We start from the raw sequence: 16203 nt of genomic DNA, 5'->3' as shown, positions 1-16203 counted from the left end.
GAAACGGCTTCAAGTTAACTTCAATGCATTTAACTTACATGTACTATTATGTGAAGAAAATGCATGAAACATTTTGAATGGCTTGACATGGGAATGAGTACCGTATCAATTCTTGAGAGAAATCTCGCGGGATATAGGAGGAACAATCTATGACACAACGTCGATTATTTACGTCAGAATCAGTGACAGAGGGACATCCAGATAAAATTTGTGATCAAATCTCTGATGCAATTCTAGATGCAATTCTAGCAGAAGACCCAAATGCTCGTGTAGCTTGTGAAACGAGTGTAACAACAGGGTTAGTATTAGTTGCTGGAGAAATTACTACATCTACTTATGTAGATATTCCAAAAGTAGTTCGTTCTACTATTAAAGAAATTGGTTATACACGTGCGAAGTATGGTTTTGACTCAGAAACTTCTGCTGTGCTAACTTCTATTGATGAACAATCACCTGACATTGCGCAGGGTGTAGATCAAGCGTTAGAAGCAAGAGAAGGATCTATGAGCGATTCTGATATAGATGCAATTGGAGCAGGAGATCAAGGCTTAATGTTTGGTTATGCTTGTAATGAAACTCCAGAGCTTATGCCTTTACCAATTAGTTTAGCGCATAAACTAGCTCATCGATTGGCACAAGTCCGTAAAGATGAAACTTTAGATTATCTTCGTCCAGATGGGAAAACACAAGTAACTGTAGAGTATGATGAGAACAATAATCCGGTTCATATCGATACAATAGTTATATCTACTCAACACCATCCGGAAATTACGTTAGAACAAATTCAAAAAGATATTAAAGAAGTAGTGATCAATCCGATTGTTCCTACAAATTTAATAGATGAAAATACAAAATACTTTATCAATCCAACTGGACGCTTTGTAATTGGTGGACCACAAGGAGATGCTGGTTTAACAGGACGTAAAATTATCGTAGATACTTACGGTGGATACGCTCGTCATGGTGGGGGAGCATTCTCTGGTAAAGATCCAACAAAAGTAGACCGTTCTGCTGCATACGCTGCACGCTATGTTGCTAAAAATATTGTTGCCGCTGGTCTTGCTGATCGTTGTGAAGTACAACTTGCTTATGCAATTGGTGTAGCTAAACCTGTTTCCATTGCTGTAGAAACTTTTGGTACTGGAAAAGTAGAAGAAGTGAAATTAGTTTCATATATTCGTGAACTATTCGACCTTCGTCCAGCAGGAATTATTAAAATGCTAGATCTACGCCGTCCAATATACAAACAAACTGCTGCTTATGGTCACTTTGGTCGTACAGACATTGATGTGCCATGGGAAAAAACAGATAAAGCTGCACAATTAAAACAAATGGCTGGATTATAATAGTATGAACAAAAAAGGCTTTCCTATAAGGGAAAGCCTTTTTTCATGGGGAATATAATAAGAATCGATCAATGGGTGCTGATAATCGATCGATTGAGTCATAAAATCGATCAATGAAAGTTATTAATCGATCAATCAAGACAAATAATCACTAACAAATGTTATTTTTGAAGGGATTTATAGTATTGTCCTTTTTCTACATATTCTCGGATAATTCTTTGGACATCGGCCTTATCTTCATCGTTTAGCTCACGAACGACTTTTGCAGGGCTTCCTAGTGCCAAAGAATTGGGAGGTATCTTTTTGCCAGGAGGTACTAAACTACCTGCTCCGATGAATGCACCCTCTCCAATTTCAGCTCCATCTAAAATAATGGATCCCATCCCTATTAATGCACCTTTACGTATTGTGCAACTATGTAAAGTGACTTGATGTCCAATAGTTACTTCGTCTTCTATGATGAGTGGATTATTTGGACTTTGATGCAGACAACTTAAATCTTGTATACTAACTTTACTTCCAATAATAGTAGGAGCAACATCCCCTCTAATTACCGTATTAAACCAAATTGTAGTCTCTGGACCGATTGTCACATCACCTGTTATTGTGACATAATCAGCTATAAAAGCAGAGTCGTCTATAATTGGTGTTTTCCCTTTATATGGATAAATCATTTAACATACGCTCCTTTTGAAAATAGATTATAATTAATGGTAACAGACATACAGTTTGAATGAAAATATATACCGTGGAAATGCAAGGAAGAAAAGAGGTTTGTTTATATGTGGAAATGGGAAACAGAAGTAAAGCCTAAAGCCGTAATAGTTATTGTTCATAGTGCATATGAACATCATAGAAGATATGCTTGGTTAATCGAAAAGTTGAGAAGCTCCAACTATCATATCGTTATGGGTGACTTGCCCGGTCATGGAGAATTAAAAAAATCAAAAAATATTCATGACGAATCCTTCGAACTATATAAGAACTACATTAAACAAGCGATGCAAGTGGCAGTTACATACGACCTACCTATATTTTTAATGGGGCATGGCCTTGGAGCAACCTTACTTATTAAAGTTTTACGAAAACTAGATATTGAATATGCGGGAGTAATATTGACATCTCCATGGCTCCAACTTCAAAAACTCCCATCCAAATGGACCAATACACTAGCCAAGTTGTCCATACCGCAGAAAATCAATCATGATATTCAATTAAATGAGTTAACGAGAAATTATGAGGTAATTCAACAATTTGTATCTGATCCTACTTATAGTACCTTTATTTCAACAGAATGGTACAAGGAGCTTCAAACACTCCTAAAAACAGTAAATCAATCGGAAATCTCTATTCCAAATAAACCAATTCTCGTTATGACTGGTGAACGAGATAAGATTACGGAGACAAATGCTGTGGCAAGATGGTTGAAGAGGCAGGAACTTTCTGAATATCAATATAAAGAATGGAAAAATTGTTTTCACGACCTCTATCACGAACCAGAACGAGAAGAAATCTTTACTTACTCTCAGTCATTTATTAATAATGTGTTAACGGATATAGGCTATATTGTTTAAAACTAAAACTCTCTTCTACTAAATTGTAGAGGGGAGTTTTGTGCGGATTGACATAACACCTTTTGGTTCTATATAATATGACACCTAAGGGTTTCGCATTTATGTAGTAAAGGAGAAATTTAAAAGTGAAAAAAAATTTACCTGATATAACGCAAACAGTTTTAGTAGAAGCGCCAATTCAAAAAGTATGGAACTATGTCTCCACTGCGGAAGGAATTTCAGCTTGGTTTATGTCCAATGATTTTCAAGCTCGAGTTGGATTTGAATTTACTATCCAATCACCATTTGGCCCATCTCCTTGTAAGGTAGTTGAAATAGACGAACCACATAAACTTTCTTTTCAATGGGATACAGATGGTTGGTTTATAACTTTTCTTTTGAAAGAAATTGGTTCTCAAACTGAATTCACATTGATTCATGGTGGATGGAAGGAAGCAGACTCTATTGTACCGAAAGCTAAAAAGTCGAATGCTGATGTTCGTGATACAATGGCGCAAGGTTGGAATGGAATTGTACAAAATAAATTTAAACAAGTAGTTGAATCTTAATGAGTGAATCGCTCAAAAAAGTAGATGTTTTTCAAGCTATTGCTGATCCAACGAGGAGAGACGTCCTTCGACTATTAGCAAGTAAAGAGAGATCCATTGCTGAAATTACTTCTAATTATGATATGAGCAGAACAGCAATTGTTAAACATCTAAAAGTTCTAACGGAAGCCGGTCTAGTCACAGGTCAAAAGTTAGGCAGAGAAAAAGTGTATCATTTAAAGCTGGAGCCATTGACGGAAGTTAAGCAGTGGTTGGACTACTATGAACAATTCTGGCATAACAAACTTTCTAAATTAAAGTTCTTAGTTGAAAATGAAGACGAAGATAAATAACAGAAAAAACAACCCCGTCAATTATACTGACGGGGTTTCATTGTATATAAGCAACATACTTTTTGTGCTCTTTCTGATAATTTAATTAAAACACTTGAAAATAAGAATATTCCATTATATAGTATTAGTGTACTATATAACTAATACACTAATATACTGTTAATAAAGGAGTTGGAAAATTGAAGGGATTATTATTAAAGGAATTGGCTCTGTACAAGTCGTGGCTACTTGGTTCAGCTGTAATGAGTTTGGGTGTTGTTTTCATTCTTCCAATATTATTGGAGAAATATCTAGCATCTGTTCCAAGCGTACAGGAAATTAGAATGGGATTAATGTTTATAATGCTTGGTTTTAGTATTGTAAATCTCCTAGTCCAGTTTAATAACTCGCTAAATACGGACAATGGAAAAAAAGATACGTGGTTACATAATCCAAATTCAATGCACACGTTGATTGGTGCGAAAATTTTGTTTAGCCTAGGAATATATTTTATTGGAAATATATTCATTACGACAGCTGGCATCTATTTCTTGTCCGATATGATAATTGGTAGCTTTGCTCAGATGCTTTATCTTCAAATTTTATTGCTAGTTGTATTGCTAATAGCGGGTATTATTTTAACTATTATTTGGCTATTATTTTGGACATTGTATGTAGAAGGTAAATACTGGATTGGTAAATTTTCTGTAATTCTGTCTTTAGTGGTTTTCTTGTTAGTTGTTATTTTTTTACCAAAAGTACTTAGTTTTCTTTCTATTGATAAGTTATTAATGCAAGGTGAAGTATCTTTAAAATTTTTAGGTACTTACTTACCAGAGTCTGCTACAAGTGATTTTACCCTGGATATAGGTTCAATTTATATAGTAGAAGAAATTTTTATGTGGATTATCTTTATTCTGTTATTTTGGTTCATTTGTAAATGGTTGGAGAAGGTGGTAACGAGATGACACAGAATTTCACTCGTGACAAACCTATTTATAGCCAACTCGTAGATATAATCTGTGGGGATATTTTAAAAGGAAATTTACAGCCTGGTGACAAAATGCTATCTGTTCGAGAATACTCATTGGAGGTTGGTGTTAATGTCAACACTGTACAACGTGTATATAAGGAGCTTGAGATGATGGGGCTAACAGATACTAAGCGCGGTCAAGGTACCTTCATTACAACAGAGGAAGGGCGAATTCAGCATTTGCGAGAGGATATGAAAGTTGAATTGGTCACTCAATTTATTCAGTCTATTGCAGCGTTTGGTTTTTCAAAAGAAGAAATCATTCAAATTTTGCAAAGAAAGGAAGAGAGTAAATGATTCAACTTCAACATGTCTCGTATAACTACCAAAGACAGGAAGTACTAAAGGATATATCACTTTCTTTTCCAATCGGGCAGATAATAGGTATAGCTGGGGAGAATGGCAGTGGGAAATCTACTCTACTGAAAATAATTGCTGGTATACAAAGACCAAGAAAAGGAACTATTTCTCTTTACGATGAGTCCTTATCTAGGAGACATGCAGCTGACATAGCATATTTACCTGATATGGATTTGTTTTATAGCTTTTATACAACTAAGGAGCTTTTCACATTCTATGCATCTCAGTTTTCGGATTTTTCTATTCATAAGGCATTAGAAGTAGCCAATTTTTTAGAAGTAGATGTAGATGTGAAATTGAAAAAGCTGTCAAAAGGAAATCGTGGTAGGGCAAAAATGGCAGCCACACTTGGTAGAAATACTGCCTACTACGTAATGGATGAACCATTTTCTGGGTTGGATCCAATTGTACGGGAATCATTGATAAAGGGACTCATTCGCTATACAAATATGGAGGAGCAATCCATCATTTTATCAACGCATGAATTACATGAAGTCGAGCCTATACTCGATCAACTAATCGTCTTAAAGCAAGGAAAAGTAATTGCCCAGGATGATTTAGAAACAATCCGTTTTGAAACCAATCAGGATGCAGTGAGCTGGATGAAATATGTAACGAAAGAGAAGGTGAATTGAAGTGTCAAAACCAATTGTTGAATTAAAAAATGTTACGAAGATTATTAAAGGAAAAACACTTATTGATAATCTGTCACTAGAGTTATTTCCAGGACAAATTACTGGGTTTTTAGGACCGAATGGGGCTGGTAAAACAACAACTGTTCGTTTAATGACAGGTCTTATGCGTCTAACTAGTGGAACAATTACAATTGAGGGTGCATCTATAGCAGATGATTACGAAAAGGCAATTTCGAATGTAGGGGTAATTGTAGAAAATCCGGAAATGTACAAATATATGTCGGGATACAAGAACCTAATTCATTTCTCTCGAATGCACAAAGATGTCTCAAAAGAACGAATTGATGAAGTAGTTAAACAAGTAGGTTTAACAAAGCGTATTAATGAGAAAGTATCGACGTATTCATTGGGGATGCGGCAGCGATTAGGATTAGCCCAAGCACTACTGCATGATCCTAAATTCTTAATACTAGACGAGCCAACAAACGGTTTAGATCCTGCAGGAATTCGAGAGTTCCGGACGTATCTTCGAAAAATAGCCGTGGAAAATAACGTTTCTATATTTGTCTCTAGTCATCTTTTATCAGAAATAGAGTTAATGTGTGATAGGGTTGCTGTTATTCAAAATGGTAAGCTGATAGATGAACGGATGATTCAAAGCGATGAAAAGGCACGTATGAAGCTTAAGGCTGAGCCATTCGAACTGGTAGAAAACTATCTAAGTTCAAATGACTATGTATTTACAACGCAAGAAGGGGTATTTTTACTTGAGTTAAAAGAGGATAAGGTACCTGATCTTATCAATGAATTAGTTGCACAACAGGTTCAAATATTTGCTGTTTCAGCCGTGCATGAAACACTTGAAGAGCAGTTTCTTCAAATGACAGGAGGCGGTCAAATTGTTTAATTTGATACAGAATGAATGGATGAAGTTATGGCATAAAAAAGGCACATGGGCAATTTTAGTTATTTTACTATTAGTTATTATCGGTGTTGGTGTGTTAGATAAGGTATTTATGGAAGAAGTGAATGACTCAGATTGGAAACAGGAACAACAAGCTATGATTACAGACGCTAATACACAGCTTCAAACTCCAGATTTAGATGAATGGTCCATTCAAATGTATGAGGAACAAAAAGAAATGGCGCAGTATCGCTTAGACAACAACGCAGCACCTCAAGTGAACCAAAGTATGGAGGGGAATATGGCATTTGGGGCATCTATAATGGTGCTAATAACATTATTGACTGTGATTCCAGGCGCGTCGATTGTATCGCAGGAATTTACAGATGGTACGATTAAGATGCTTTTAACAAGACCGGTTAGTCGTTTTAAAGTATTAACATCTAAACTAATAACGATATTCTTATTTGGATTTACTTTAATATTAGTGACAATTGTTCTTACAACTGTAATTGGATTTATCTTATTTGGAACAGCTACTGGGGTTGATTTGACTATTGTTGATGGGGTAGTGCAACAGACAAATACGATGAAAGATATATTCTTAACGTACGTGTATTCTCTAGGGGATTTCACTATGTCTATCCTTTTTGCATTCTTTATCGGAACGGTATTTAGTTCACCTTCTATTGCAATAGCTTTGTCTATGTTATTTTTAATGATGGGACCTATGATTATTATGCTTTTGCAAAAGTATATACCAGTGGAATATATCTGGTTAACACATTCAGACTTAACACAACATCTGAGAAAAGAATTTTTTATAGAAGAAACTACTCTCTTTATGTCACTAGCTGTCCTTGGAGTTTACGCAATAATATTTATAGCATTAAGCTTCATGACATTTATTAAAAGAGATGTCAAGGCATAGGTATGTTATTTATGTTATAATTTGTTGGTTGAAAAAGAGAATAGAGTTAGGAGATTTAACATGCAAAGCCAACATATTATTCGTAACATTATTGTAGAAACACCTTCAAAACCTGGTAATTTTGCTAAAGTCGCAACTGCAATCGGTCTGGCAGAGGGAGATATCGGGGACATTACTACTCTTAAAAGTGGTGCGTTAACAACTATTCGAGATATTACTATTACTTGTAAATCAAAAACCCAATTAGATCAAGTGATTTCCAATATAGAATCGATTGATAACGGCGTGAAAATTCATGCTGTAACTGATGATGTACTAAAGGCGCATGAAGGCGGTAAAATTGCGATGAAGAGCAGACTAGATGTTCGTTCTCTACGCGATCTTCAACGTATTTACACACCGGGTGTTGCATCGGTTTGTATGGAGATTTTACACAATCCAGAAAAAGCGAACTATTTTACTTCCATTGGTAGCTCTGTTGCTATTGTAACGGATGGAACTGCTATTTTAGGTCTAGGGAATATAGGACCTGTTGCAGGGATGCCAGTTATGGAAGGAAAAGCGGTACTGTTAGACCAATTTGTTGGACTAAGTGGAATACCAATATTATTAAATACTAGCGATCCAGATGAGATTGTGGAAACAGTCAAACATATTCACAAAGGTTTTGGAGCAATTTTACTGGAGGATATTGGCTCTCCACATTGCTTCGAGATTGAAGAAAGATTAAAAGCAGAACTATCCATACCGGTTATGCATGATGACCAACATGGTACAGCCGTAGTAGCACTTGCTGCAATATTGTCTGCTTGTAAAGCTACTAACGTGGATATTAAACATGCAAAAATCGGACAAATTGGACTTGGTGCCGCAGGCTTAGCAATTTGTCGTATGTTAATGGCATATGGAGTAGAGGAAGTTTACGGTTTAGATAGACAAGAAGCTGCACAAGAGCGTTTAACTAATTACGGCGGAAAAACTTCAGAATCATTAGAAGCGATAATGGAAAAATGTGATATTATTGTTGCTACAACTGGAGTTTCTGGCCTTATTAAAGCTGAGATGGTTCGAGAAGGGCAAATAATACTAGCATTATCAAACCCAAATCCAGAGATTTTACCATCTGATGCAATTGCGGCAGGAGCAGCATTTGCAGCGGACGGACGCTCGGTAAATAATGTTATCGGATTCCCAGGTATCTTCAAGGGAGCTTTAGATGCTGGCGCAAAAGAGATTACTTATCCAATGTTAATCGCTGCGTCATTAGCAATTGTTAAGCATACTAAACCAGGTGAACTGATTCCAAACCCGTTGGATCCAACATTGCATCATTTAGTTGCCAGAGCAGTAGAAGAAGCTGCCAATAAAGAAATGACTAAATAAGAAAAGAAGATTTCGGCTATGATGCCGAAATCTTCTTTTTAAATTTGTCTTCATAGTTAGTGACTTCCCGCAAAGCTTTTTCTTCTGTAGGAATCCGGACAGAGAGCATCGCCAGATTTAAAAGGGTAAAAGCTATAGCCGTAAAATATGCTTGGAACATGAGTGGCAATAAAACAATCTCCACACAAACAACTACATAGTTTGGATGTCGCATGAATGTATAAGGACCACTTTTAACAACATTTGCATCTGGTAAGATGATTATTTTTGTATTCCAAAAAGATCCTAAAGAGGTCAAACACCATACACGGAGCAATTGAACAAATATAAAGAGTAGCAGAAATACTGGGAACAAAGGAGAAAGACCTCGTTCAAATACTAAAACTTCTGCTATCAAACTTATAAAAAAACAAACATGCATTGCAACCATAAATGGATAATGAGATGCTCCCACTTCATAAGCCCCTTGTGCAAGCATTCTTTTTTCATTGCGTTTTGCAACAGCCACTTCAATAAGTCTCTGAATAATCACTAGTGAGATAAGGATGAAGAATAACAAACTAATCCCTCCAATTTAATAAAATAGCTTCCCCACAAAAACCAGGTCCTAATGCTACTAGTAAACCTAATTCATCATTTGAGCGTTGTTTCTTCATAAACTGCTCTAGCACATAAAGAACCGTAGGAGACGACATATTCCCATGCTTCTTTAATACATCACGTGAAATATTCGTATGTTCTTCTGTTAATTGTAATGTTTGCTCATATGCTTGTAATACTTTTTTTCCACCTGGATGGGCCACAAAGTTCGCTAGTTGCTCCTTCTTAATATGTTGCTCACTTAAAAATTCATCTATAAAGGGTCCTAACCATGTAGAAATGATAGAAGGGATACTTTTAGAAAATACAACATGCAATCCATTATTTTTTATATCCCAACCCATTACATCTTCAGAATCTGGCATCCATTTAGAAGCAGTTGCGGTAATATGAGGAACTGATTTTGTTGTTGCCAGCTTTGCCTCATCTCCACAAACTAATGCACAAGCGGCTCCATCTGCAAACAGCGAAGCTCCAATTAGGTTACTCTTTGAAAAGTCATTTGGTTGAAAGGTTAAACTACAAAGTTCTATGCAAACTACTAATACTTTTGAGGTGGGATGCGCCTTACAATAATCGAATGCTCTACTTATCCCTGAGGCACCACCGGCACAGCCTAATCCCCATAGTGGAATCCGTTTCATACGATCTGAAAAGGGAAGATGATTCATGACTCTGGCATCGATACTCGGGGTAGATATACCAGTACTACTAACAAAAAATATGGCATCAATTTCACTAGGATGCAAGGGAGTTTCTAAAAACTCATTACTATTTAAACAACGCTGTATTACTTCCACACTATATTGTGTGGCTAACTCAATATACAAATTATTACGTTCTTCAAAGCTATGTTCACTTTGGTGCCATTCTAAGGGCACGCAAAAATGGCGAGTTTGAATATCTCCATTTTCAAACACCTTTAATAGTCTGTTCAATTGGGGTATCTTATCATGAAATAGTTCTTTTGTTAGATTCTCTATGTTTGATTGTTCCAAGGAATATGGAGGGTTATATGTACTAATCGAAGCAATTTTCGGCATGAAGTGTCTCCTTTAAATTTATTCTCATTAAGCTTTAGGGACTTCACAAGCTATGTCATATTACATTTTCTTTTCTTAATAACTTGCCCTTGTTACTTCTATATATGCAACTATGTGCTATAGAGGGTCGCTAAAGAAAAGTATATTTTGAATCGCTTGGAAAGGATTATGTAAGCTCTCATATTATTAATATCATTATGTTTCCCTAAATATTCTAATAATAAACTGTAATATCTTATGTAGGAACAAGATTAGGATTTAGTTTTACATATAGTTTTTTTAAAAAGGATTATTACATGGGAAAAAAGAATATATATTCATAAGGGGTAGTATGCGGTTCATCTGGCATCTCTTTTAGCAGTTGGGAAGAAAAGGGCATAGCTTAAAATCAGCATTTTTGAAAACGGAGGGCATGATACATGTTAGAAAAAGAATTGCTCGATGAAAAAGACAATCGTAAGTATTTTGTATATATGACAAATCGAAGTCCACATTTTCCAATGTTCGAGGAGCAGTTAAAGAATATAGAGAATCGGATGTACGAAGAAATTGATATGGGTTACACAAATCTTTGGGTGATGAAACGTATCGGTATTTTAAAAGAACAAAAATGGACTTACTTTCCTGAAAATGACTTAGAAGTAATTGAAAACCCCGGGCATAATCAAGAAGAAAAGCATAATTATTATACATTTTTATTTTTAAAGATGGATGCAGATTCACCGTTTATTCTTTATTCTTCATTTGAAAAACTAATTAGTTTTAGCACACTCGAGGAAGCTGTGGAAAATGCTACTGAACTATTGAATAAGAAAAATTCTTACTATCCAAACCGTGTATTTTATGTGTTGTGTGGAAAATTACTCAAAAACTATACATGGCACTAATGATAAAAAGAGCTCATTTCATAACTGAATTTGAGCTCTTTTTATGGTTGTATTAGTCTATATAGACTTTTTCATCTTTTCAATTGCAATGATAAATGGTGGATTGTTTTGTTGGTTTAAGAATTGATAGCTTAATACATGAGCAAATGATTGAGGTAATTGTTGAACATAGCTCAGTAAAGCCTCTTTTTCTTCTTTACCTCCGGGGTGACCGTGATAAACGACTAGTACGATCATTCCACCAACTTTGAGAAGTTGAAGTAACGATTCAATTGCCTGTAATGTAGAATTACCCGTAGTAATAATTTCATGGTCACTTCCAGGTAAATAACCTAGATTGAATATGGCTGCTGAAACTTCTTGCTGGATATAAAGGTGTAGGTTTTCATGCCCATCTTGAATTAATGTCGCTAGCTCTAATTTATTTGCTTCTTCTAATCTGTCGCTAGTTGCTTGAATAGCTTCGGCCTGGACATCAAAAGCATAAACATGTCCATTTTCACCAACAAGCTCGGTTAAAAACAAGGTGTCGTGTCCATTCCCTGCAGTTGCATCTACTACAGTATCTCCTGGTTCAACCGTAGACATGAGCAATTGTTTCGCAAAAGGTAGTACTCTTTTTAGTTTCATTTTACTACACCACTTTTTTCATAATGTTTTCCTTGATAACTTTCTCGTGAAGCAAGTTCCGCATCTATCCCGTTTAATACATCCCATTTATTTACACTCCACATTGGTCCAATCATTAAGTCAATGGGACCATCTCCAGTTATACGCTGTACGACCATCTCAGGAGGCAAAACTTCTAGCTGATCAGCTACTAGCTGAAAATAGGGGTCACGCTCCATGAACTCTAACATTCCTTTTTCATACTGTTTAACCATTGGTGTTCCTTTTAACAGATGAAGTAAATGTATTTTTATCCCTTGAACATCGAGTTTGGCAACTTCTCTAGCGGTTTCCATCATCATGTCTCGGTTTTCTAAGGGTAGCCCGTTTATAATATGCGTACATATAGAAATTCCATGTTTTCTTAATTTATTAACTCCTTCTATATAAGTAGGGAAGTCGTGGGCACGGTTTACTAAATTAGCAGTTCGCTCGTGAACTGTCTGTAGTCCAAGCTCTATCCATAAAAATGTTCGTTTGTTGAGCTCAGCTAGGTATTCAACTACATCATCGGGTAGACAATCAGGTCTTGTCGCAATAGAAATCCCTATCACACCTTCTAAGGCCAATGCAGCTTCAAATTTTTCTTTTAAAACAGGGAGGGGGGCATGTGTATTCGTATAAGCTTGGAAATAAGCTATATATTTTCCGTTTTTCCATTTCTCATGCATGTTTGTTTTAATCTTTTCGAATTGCACTGGTATAGAATCTACTTTATCGCCAGCGAAATCTCCACTACCTGCGACACTACAAAAAGTACAGCCGCCAAAAGCGACAGTACCATCTCTATTTGGACAATCAAACCCCGCATCTAAAGCTATTTTGAAAATCTTCATGCCAAATCTATCTCTTAAATGTCGATTCCATGTATAATACCGTTTCCCATCTGAAGGGAATGGAAAGTTATTTTCATTCATATTCTTCACTCCTTAACAGGATTATTTTAACATGACTTTGAGAAGTTTGTTCTAATCTTCTTGAAGTGCTATTTGAAAAGGAATACAATATTCTGAGTGCAATAGAAATGGGGTGTTACAATTGCCAAAAGCAGTATGGTTTTTAATAATTGGAATGTTTATCAATACAATGGGAAATTCTTTTTTATGGCCATTACATACAATATATATGCATGAGCATTTAGGACAAACACTAACGATGGCAGGAATCGTGCTAATGATTAATGCTGGAACTGGAGTTATTGGTAACTTACTTGGTGGTTACTTATTTGACAGAATAGGTGGATATAAATCTATTATGTTCGGAATTATATTGTCAATGATTTCTCTTGTGCTTTTAACTTTTTGGCATGGATGGCCAGAATATATATGGTTTGTGGCAATTTTAGGTTTTAGTGGTGGTATTATTTTCCCTAGCATGTATGCGTTAGTAGGTAGTGTCTGGCCCGAAGGTGGTCGTAAGGCGTTTAATGCTATATACTTGTCCCAAAATTTAGGAGTGGCTCTTGGTCCAGCCGTGGCAGGATTGGTTGCAGATCATAATATTAATAATATTTTTCTAGCAAATTTATTGACTTATGTATTATTTTTAGTGGTTGCAGGCGTCTATTACCGCAAAATGGGACTTGCACCAAATATTAATGCTTCTGTACTGAAAAGTTCTAAAAAAATCAAACAAAAAGCACCGTTTTATGCGTTGTTAATTGTCACTATCGGTTATATGTTTACATGGGTAGCTTATGTACAATGGACTTCTACCATTTCTACTCATGTGTTGGATTTAGGTATAACATTAAAACAATATAGTTTACTATGGACTATAAATGGCGGACTCATATTGGCAGCTCAGCCACTTATAAAGCCAATCATAAATAGATTGGAGCATAAGATAAAAACACAAATGATTCTTGGCATAGCTATATTTATGGCGTCATTTGTTGTTGTTTCTTATGCGGAAGATTATACAATGTTTATCGTTGCAATGGTGATCCTGACACTCGGGGAGGTATTTATCTGGCCAGCTGTACCAACATTGGCTGGACAGTTAGCACCGAAAGGGAGAGAAGGATTTTATCAAGGTATAGTGAATAGCATGGCTACTATTGGAAGAATGATTGGTCCGTTAGCTGGAGGTATTTTAGTAGATGTATATGGTATTCAAGCCATGTTCTTTGTTTTCACTTTGCTAATAGGGTTAGCAATAATTCCTACGCTTTTATATGATCGACCACTGAAGAAAGCAGAGCTGGAGAAGGAAGTGATTTAGTTTGGATAATTTTCAACAACATTTACCAACTTCTGTACTTGCCGAAATTTTAGAAAATGCATTTCAATGGTTTGTTGTAGTAGATGCAGATTCGAAAATTCTATATATCAACGAAGATTATTGCCGCTTTCTTGAAGTAACGAGAGAGGAAGCGATAGGTAAACCAGTAGCTGATATTATTGAAAATACGAAAATGCATGAAGTTATAAAGTCTGGTGTTCCAGACAATGCATCTCCACATTATATTAAAGGAACGTATATGCTAGCGAATCGAGTTCCTCTTTTTGTAGACGGAAAGATTGTTGGGGCTTTTGGAAGTGTAATTTTCAGAGATATGTCCGATTGGAAAAGACTAAGTTCTCATGTTCGTACCACAATGGAAAGAATGCAGTTAAATATAGAAGACAATAGTTATACCGAGTACAGATTGGAAGACATAAAAGGAAGTTCACCAGCTATCCGGAAGATTAAAGAAACGACTGGAATAATAGCACCTAGTGATCTTCCAGTCTTAATTGAAGGGGAGAGTGGAACTGGAAAAGATATGTTTGCACATAGCATACATCAGCTTTCTGAACGCTCGGACTTTCCTTTTGTTAAAGTGAATTGTGCAGAAGTTCCGGTTGAGTTATTGGAAAGGGAACTATTTGGTGTATATAATCCACTTACTGAAACTGTCCAAAATGGAAGAGTTAAACAAGCAGATAAAGGGACTCTATATATAGATGAAATTAGTGCACTTCCGCTGACACTTCAAGCAAAGTTATTAAGAGCAATGCAAGAAGAGGAAATTACTCCACTGAATTCGGAGCAGAGTGAAAAAGTAAATATTCGAATAGTTGCTTCGTCCAACATTTCCCTTTCTCAACTAATTGAGGAAAAGAAATTTAGGGAGGATTTATATTATCGTTTGCAAGCAATTACATTGAAAATTCCACCTTTAAGAGAAAGAATGGAAGATTTTGTTGATTTACTGAATTTCTTTTTACAAAAGTTCATGCTTCACGCAGGGCGAAGACATATCACACTCGCAACAAAAACTCGGGAATTACTTCAATCCTATCATTGGCCAGGTAATGTAAGGGAATTACAAAATATTTTACAGGCTGCTGTTTACTTAGCAGAAAAAGATACTATTATGCCTTCCGCTCTGCCTTCCCAGATTAAGTTAAGTAATGTACCTTCTTTTCAAACTACGGGGACGCTTGAGGATATATTAGCAGAAGTAGAAAAGAAAGTACTTCAATCTTACTTAGAGGAAGAATCTGATAAAAGACAAATTGCCAAACAACTTGGACTCAGTAGATCAACACTTTACGAGAAGATAAAAAAACACAACTTATGACCTAAATCCGTTTTTCTGGACACGTATCCAGAAAAACGGATTTTTATTTTATTTCTATATACCTCTTGATACCAAGTTTGATTAAATTTATATCCGAAAATTCGGATTTTGAGGATATTTACAGTTAACATTTCTGTCACATTTTGTATTGATAGAAAATTATGGTTGTGCTTTAATGACTTATGAAAGCGCTTTTAAAATTTTGTATTCAAAAGTTAACCAAGGAAGAAATCTATTCACTGCAGAGTTTAGATTTTGGATATTAGCAAAGAAAATTGGTTGTAAATGAATTTACGATTAGGATGATCGCGCACTTAATTTTTTCTTACTTGAGTTTGTTATTTATTTCAATCACTTTTATACACGGATGCTACAAATACAACTTATTATTCTTAAATAATTGGGGGAAAT

The 16203-nt window shown here is 35.7% G+C and carries 18 protein-coding genes; 13 read left to right on the top strand and 5 right to left on the bottom strand.

Features of this window, described 5'->3' with window-relative positions; all coding sequences use genetic code 11:
- Positions 1-149 precede the first annotated feature (149 nt).
- On the top strand, positions 150-1346 hold the full coding sequence (gene metK / locus MHI47_RS13280; protein ID WP_093536790.1) for a methionine adenosyltransferase: 1197 nt from the start codon (positions 150-152) through the stop codon (positions 1344-1346).
- A gap of 161 nt (positions 1347-1507) precedes the next feature.
- Here the strand turns inward: metK and MHI47_RS13275 are convergent, their stop codons facing one another.
- On the bottom strand, positions 1508-2020 hold the full coding sequence (locus MHI47_RS13275; RefSeq protein WP_093536791.1) for a gamma carbonic anhydrase: 513 nt from the start codon (positions 2018-2020) through the stop codon (positions 1508-1510).
- Between the two features lie 108 nt (positions 2021-2128).
- On the opposite strand from MHI47_RS13275, the gene MHI47_RS13270 reads away from it, so the two are divergent.
- The 9 genes from MHI47_RS13270 (at position 2129) to MHI47_RS13230 (ending at position 9025) form a co-directional block, all read left to right on the top strand.
- Positions 2129-2920: an alpha/beta hydrolase gene (locus MHI47_RS13270; protein ID WP_340831122.1), complete on the top strand. Its 792-nt coding sequence runs from the start codon at positions 2129-2131 to the stop codon at positions 2918-2920.
- Positions 2921-3045: 125 nt separating this feature from the next.
- Positions 3046-3468 carry an SRPBCC family protein gene (locus tag MHI47_RS13265; protein ID WP_340763010.1) on the top strand — a complete coding sequence of 141 codons (423 nt, stop codon included), beginning with the start codon at positions 3046-3048 and terminating at the stop codon, positions 3466-3468.
- Complete coding sequence (locus MHI47_RS13260) at positions 3468-3800, top strand: ArsR/SmtB family transcription factor (protein WP_340763008.1); 333 nt, start codon at positions 3468-3470, stop codon at positions 3798-3800. The genes MHI47_RS13265 and MHI47_RS13260 overlap by 1 nt, the downstream gene beginning before the upstream one ends.
- A gap of 179 nt (positions 3801-3979) precedes the next feature.
- The gene (locus MHI47_RS13255; protein ID WP_340763007.1) at positions 3980-4747 is read left to right on the top strand and encodes a hypothetical protein; all 768 of its coding nucleotides are present in this window, start codon (positions 3980-3982) and stop codon (positions 4745-4747) included.
- Positions 4744-5109 (top strand): GntR family transcriptional regulator, encoded by a 366-nt coding sequence (locus MHI47_RS13250; protein WP_340763006.1) that lies wholly within the window; start codon positions 4744-4746, stop codon positions 5107-5109. The genes MHI47_RS13255 and MHI47_RS13250 overlap by 4 nt, the downstream gene beginning before the upstream one ends.
- Positions 5106-5807, top strand: a complete 702-nt coding sequence (locus tag MHI47_RS13245; RefSeq protein ID WP_093536797.1) for an ATP-binding cassette domain-containing protein — start codon at positions 5106-5108, stop codon at positions 5805-5807. Before MHI47_RS13250 ends, MHI47_RS13245 begins: the two co-directional genes overlap by 4 nt.
- A 1-nt stretch (position 5808) precedes the next feature.
- Positions 5809-6714 (top strand): ABC transporter ATP-binding protein, encoded by a 906-nt coding sequence (locus tag MHI47_RS13240; protein ID WP_340763004.1) that lies wholly within the window; start codon positions 5809-5811, stop codon positions 6712-6714.
- Positions 6707-7642 (top strand): ABC transporter permease, encoded by a 936-nt coding sequence (locus tag MHI47_RS13235; protein WP_093536799.1) that lies wholly within the window; start codon positions 6707-6709, stop codon positions 7640-7642. Before MHI47_RS13240 ends, MHI47_RS13235 begins: the two co-directional genes overlap by 8 nt.
- Positions 7643-7702: 60 nt before the next feature.
- Positions 7703-9025, top strand: a complete 1323-nt coding sequence (locus tag MHI47_RS13230) for an NAD-dependent malic enzyme (protein ID WP_340763003.1) — start codon at positions 7703-7705, stop codon at positions 9023-9025.
- Positions 9026-9041: 16 nt separating this feature from the next.
- On the opposite strand, the gene MHI47_RS13225 is transcribed toward MHI47_RS13230, so the two are convergent.
- Together MHI47_RS13225 and MHI47_RS13220 are read right to left on the bottom strand one after the other, a co-directional pair.
- Positions 9042-9584, bottom strand: a complete 543-nt coding sequence (locus tag MHI47_RS13225; RefSeq protein WP_340763002.1) for an isoprenylcysteine carboxyl methyltransferase family protein — start codon at positions 9582-9584, stop codon at positions 9042-9044.
- Between the two features lies 1 nt (position 9585).
- Positions 9586-10668 carry a type III polyketide synthase gene (locus MHI47_RS13220; protein ID WP_340763001.1) on the bottom strand — a complete coding sequence of 361 codons (1083 nt, stop codon included), beginning with the start codon at positions 10666-10668 and terminating at the stop codon, positions 9586-9588.
- A gap of 419 nt (positions 10669-11087) precedes the next feature.
- On the opposite strand from MHI47_RS13220, the gene MHI47_RS13215 reads away from it, so the two are divergent.
- The gene (locus MHI47_RS13215; protein ID WP_340762999.1) at positions 11088-11555 is read left to right on the top strand and encodes a hypothetical protein; all 468 of its coding nucleotides are present in this window, start codon (positions 11088-11090) and stop codon (positions 11553-11555) included.
- Positions 11556-11612: 57 nt separating this feature from the next.
- Here the strand turns inward: MHI47_RS13215 and MHI47_RS13210 are convergent, their stop codons facing one another.
- Both MHI47_RS13210 and MHI47_RS13205 read right to left on the bottom strand, forming a co-directional pair.
- Positions 11613-12185, bottom strand: a complete 573-nt coding sequence (locus MHI47_RS13210) for a class I SAM-dependent methyltransferase (protein ID WP_093536804.1) — start codon at positions 12183-12185, stop codon at positions 11613-11615.
- Positions 12182-13141 (bottom strand): TIGR01212 family radical SAM protein, encoded by a 960-nt coding sequence (locus MHI47_RS13205; protein WP_340831121.1) that lies wholly within the window; start codon positions 13139-13141, stop codon positions 12182-12184. Before MHI47_RS13205 ends, MHI47_RS13210 begins: the two co-directional genes overlap by 4 nt.
- A gap of 121 nt (positions 13142-13262) precedes the next feature.
- Between MHI47_RS13205 and MHI47_RS13200 the strand changes: the two genes are divergently transcribed.
- On the top strand, positions 13263-14447 hold the full coding sequence (locus MHI47_RS13200; protein ID WP_340831120.1) for an MDR family MFS transporter: 1185 nt from the start codon (positions 13263-13265) through the stop codon (positions 14445-14447).
- A gap of 1 nt (position 14448) precedes the next feature.
- Positions 14449-15792 (top strand): sigma-54 interaction domain-containing protein, encoded by a 1344-nt coding sequence (locus MHI47_RS13195; RefSeq protein WP_093536807.1) that lies wholly within the window; start codon positions 14449-14451, stop codon positions 15790-15792.
- Positions 15793-16203 lie beyond the last annotated feature (411 nt).

This window comes from Psychrobacillus sp. FSL H8-0487 (genome assembly GCF_038008385.1).
GTDB classification, from domain to species: Bacteria; Bacillota; Bacilli; order Bacillales_A; family Planococcaceae; genus Psychrobacillus; species Psychrobacillus psychrotolerans.
Note: the sequence above shows the minus strand (reverse complement) of the source record. Positions and strands in the feature narration are given on the sequence as shown.

Coding starts and splice junctions, on each gene's coding strand:
- MHI47_RS13230 (WP_340763003.1), top strand. CDS start 7,703: ATGCAAAGCCAACATATTATTCGTAACATTATTGTAGAAACACCTTCA.
- MHI47_RS13270 (WP_340831122.1), top strand. CDS start 2,129: ATGTGGAAATGGGAAACAGAAGTAAAGCCTAAAGCCGTAATAGTTATT.
- metK (WP_093536790.1), top strand. CDS start 150: ATGACACAACGTCGATTATTTACGTCAGAATCAGTGACAGAGGGACAT.
- MHI47_RS13220 (WP_340763001.1), bottom strand. CDS start 10,668: ATGCCGAAAATTGCTTCGATTAGTACATATAACCCTCCATATTCCTTG.
- MHI47_RS13260 (WP_340763008.1), top strand. CDS start 3,468: ATGAGTGAATCGCTCAAAAAAGTAGATGTTTTTCAAGCTATTGCTGAT.
- MHI47_RS13205 (WP_340831121.1), bottom strand. CDS start 13,141: ATGAATGAAAATAACTTTCCATTCCCTTCAGATGGGAAACGGTATTAT.
- MHI47_RS13245 (WP_093536797.1), top strand. CDS start 5,106: ATGATTCAACTTCAACATGTCTCGTATAACTACCAAAGACAGGAAGTA.
- MHI47_RS13215 (WP_340762999.1), top strand. CDS start 11,088: ATGTTAGAAAAAGAATTGCTCGATGAAAAAGACAATCGTAAGTATTTT.
- MHI47_RS13250 (WP_340763006.1), top strand. CDS start 4,744: ATGACACAGAATTTCACTCGTGACAAACCTATTTATAGCCAACTCGTA.
- MHI47_RS13210 (WP_093536804.1), bottom strand. CDS start 12,185: ATGAAACTAAAAAGAGTACTACCTTTTGCGAAACAATTGCTCATGTCT.
- MHI47_RS13275 (WP_093536791.1), bottom strand. CDS start 2,020: ATGATTTATCCATATAAAGGGAAAACACCAATTATAGACGACTCTGCT.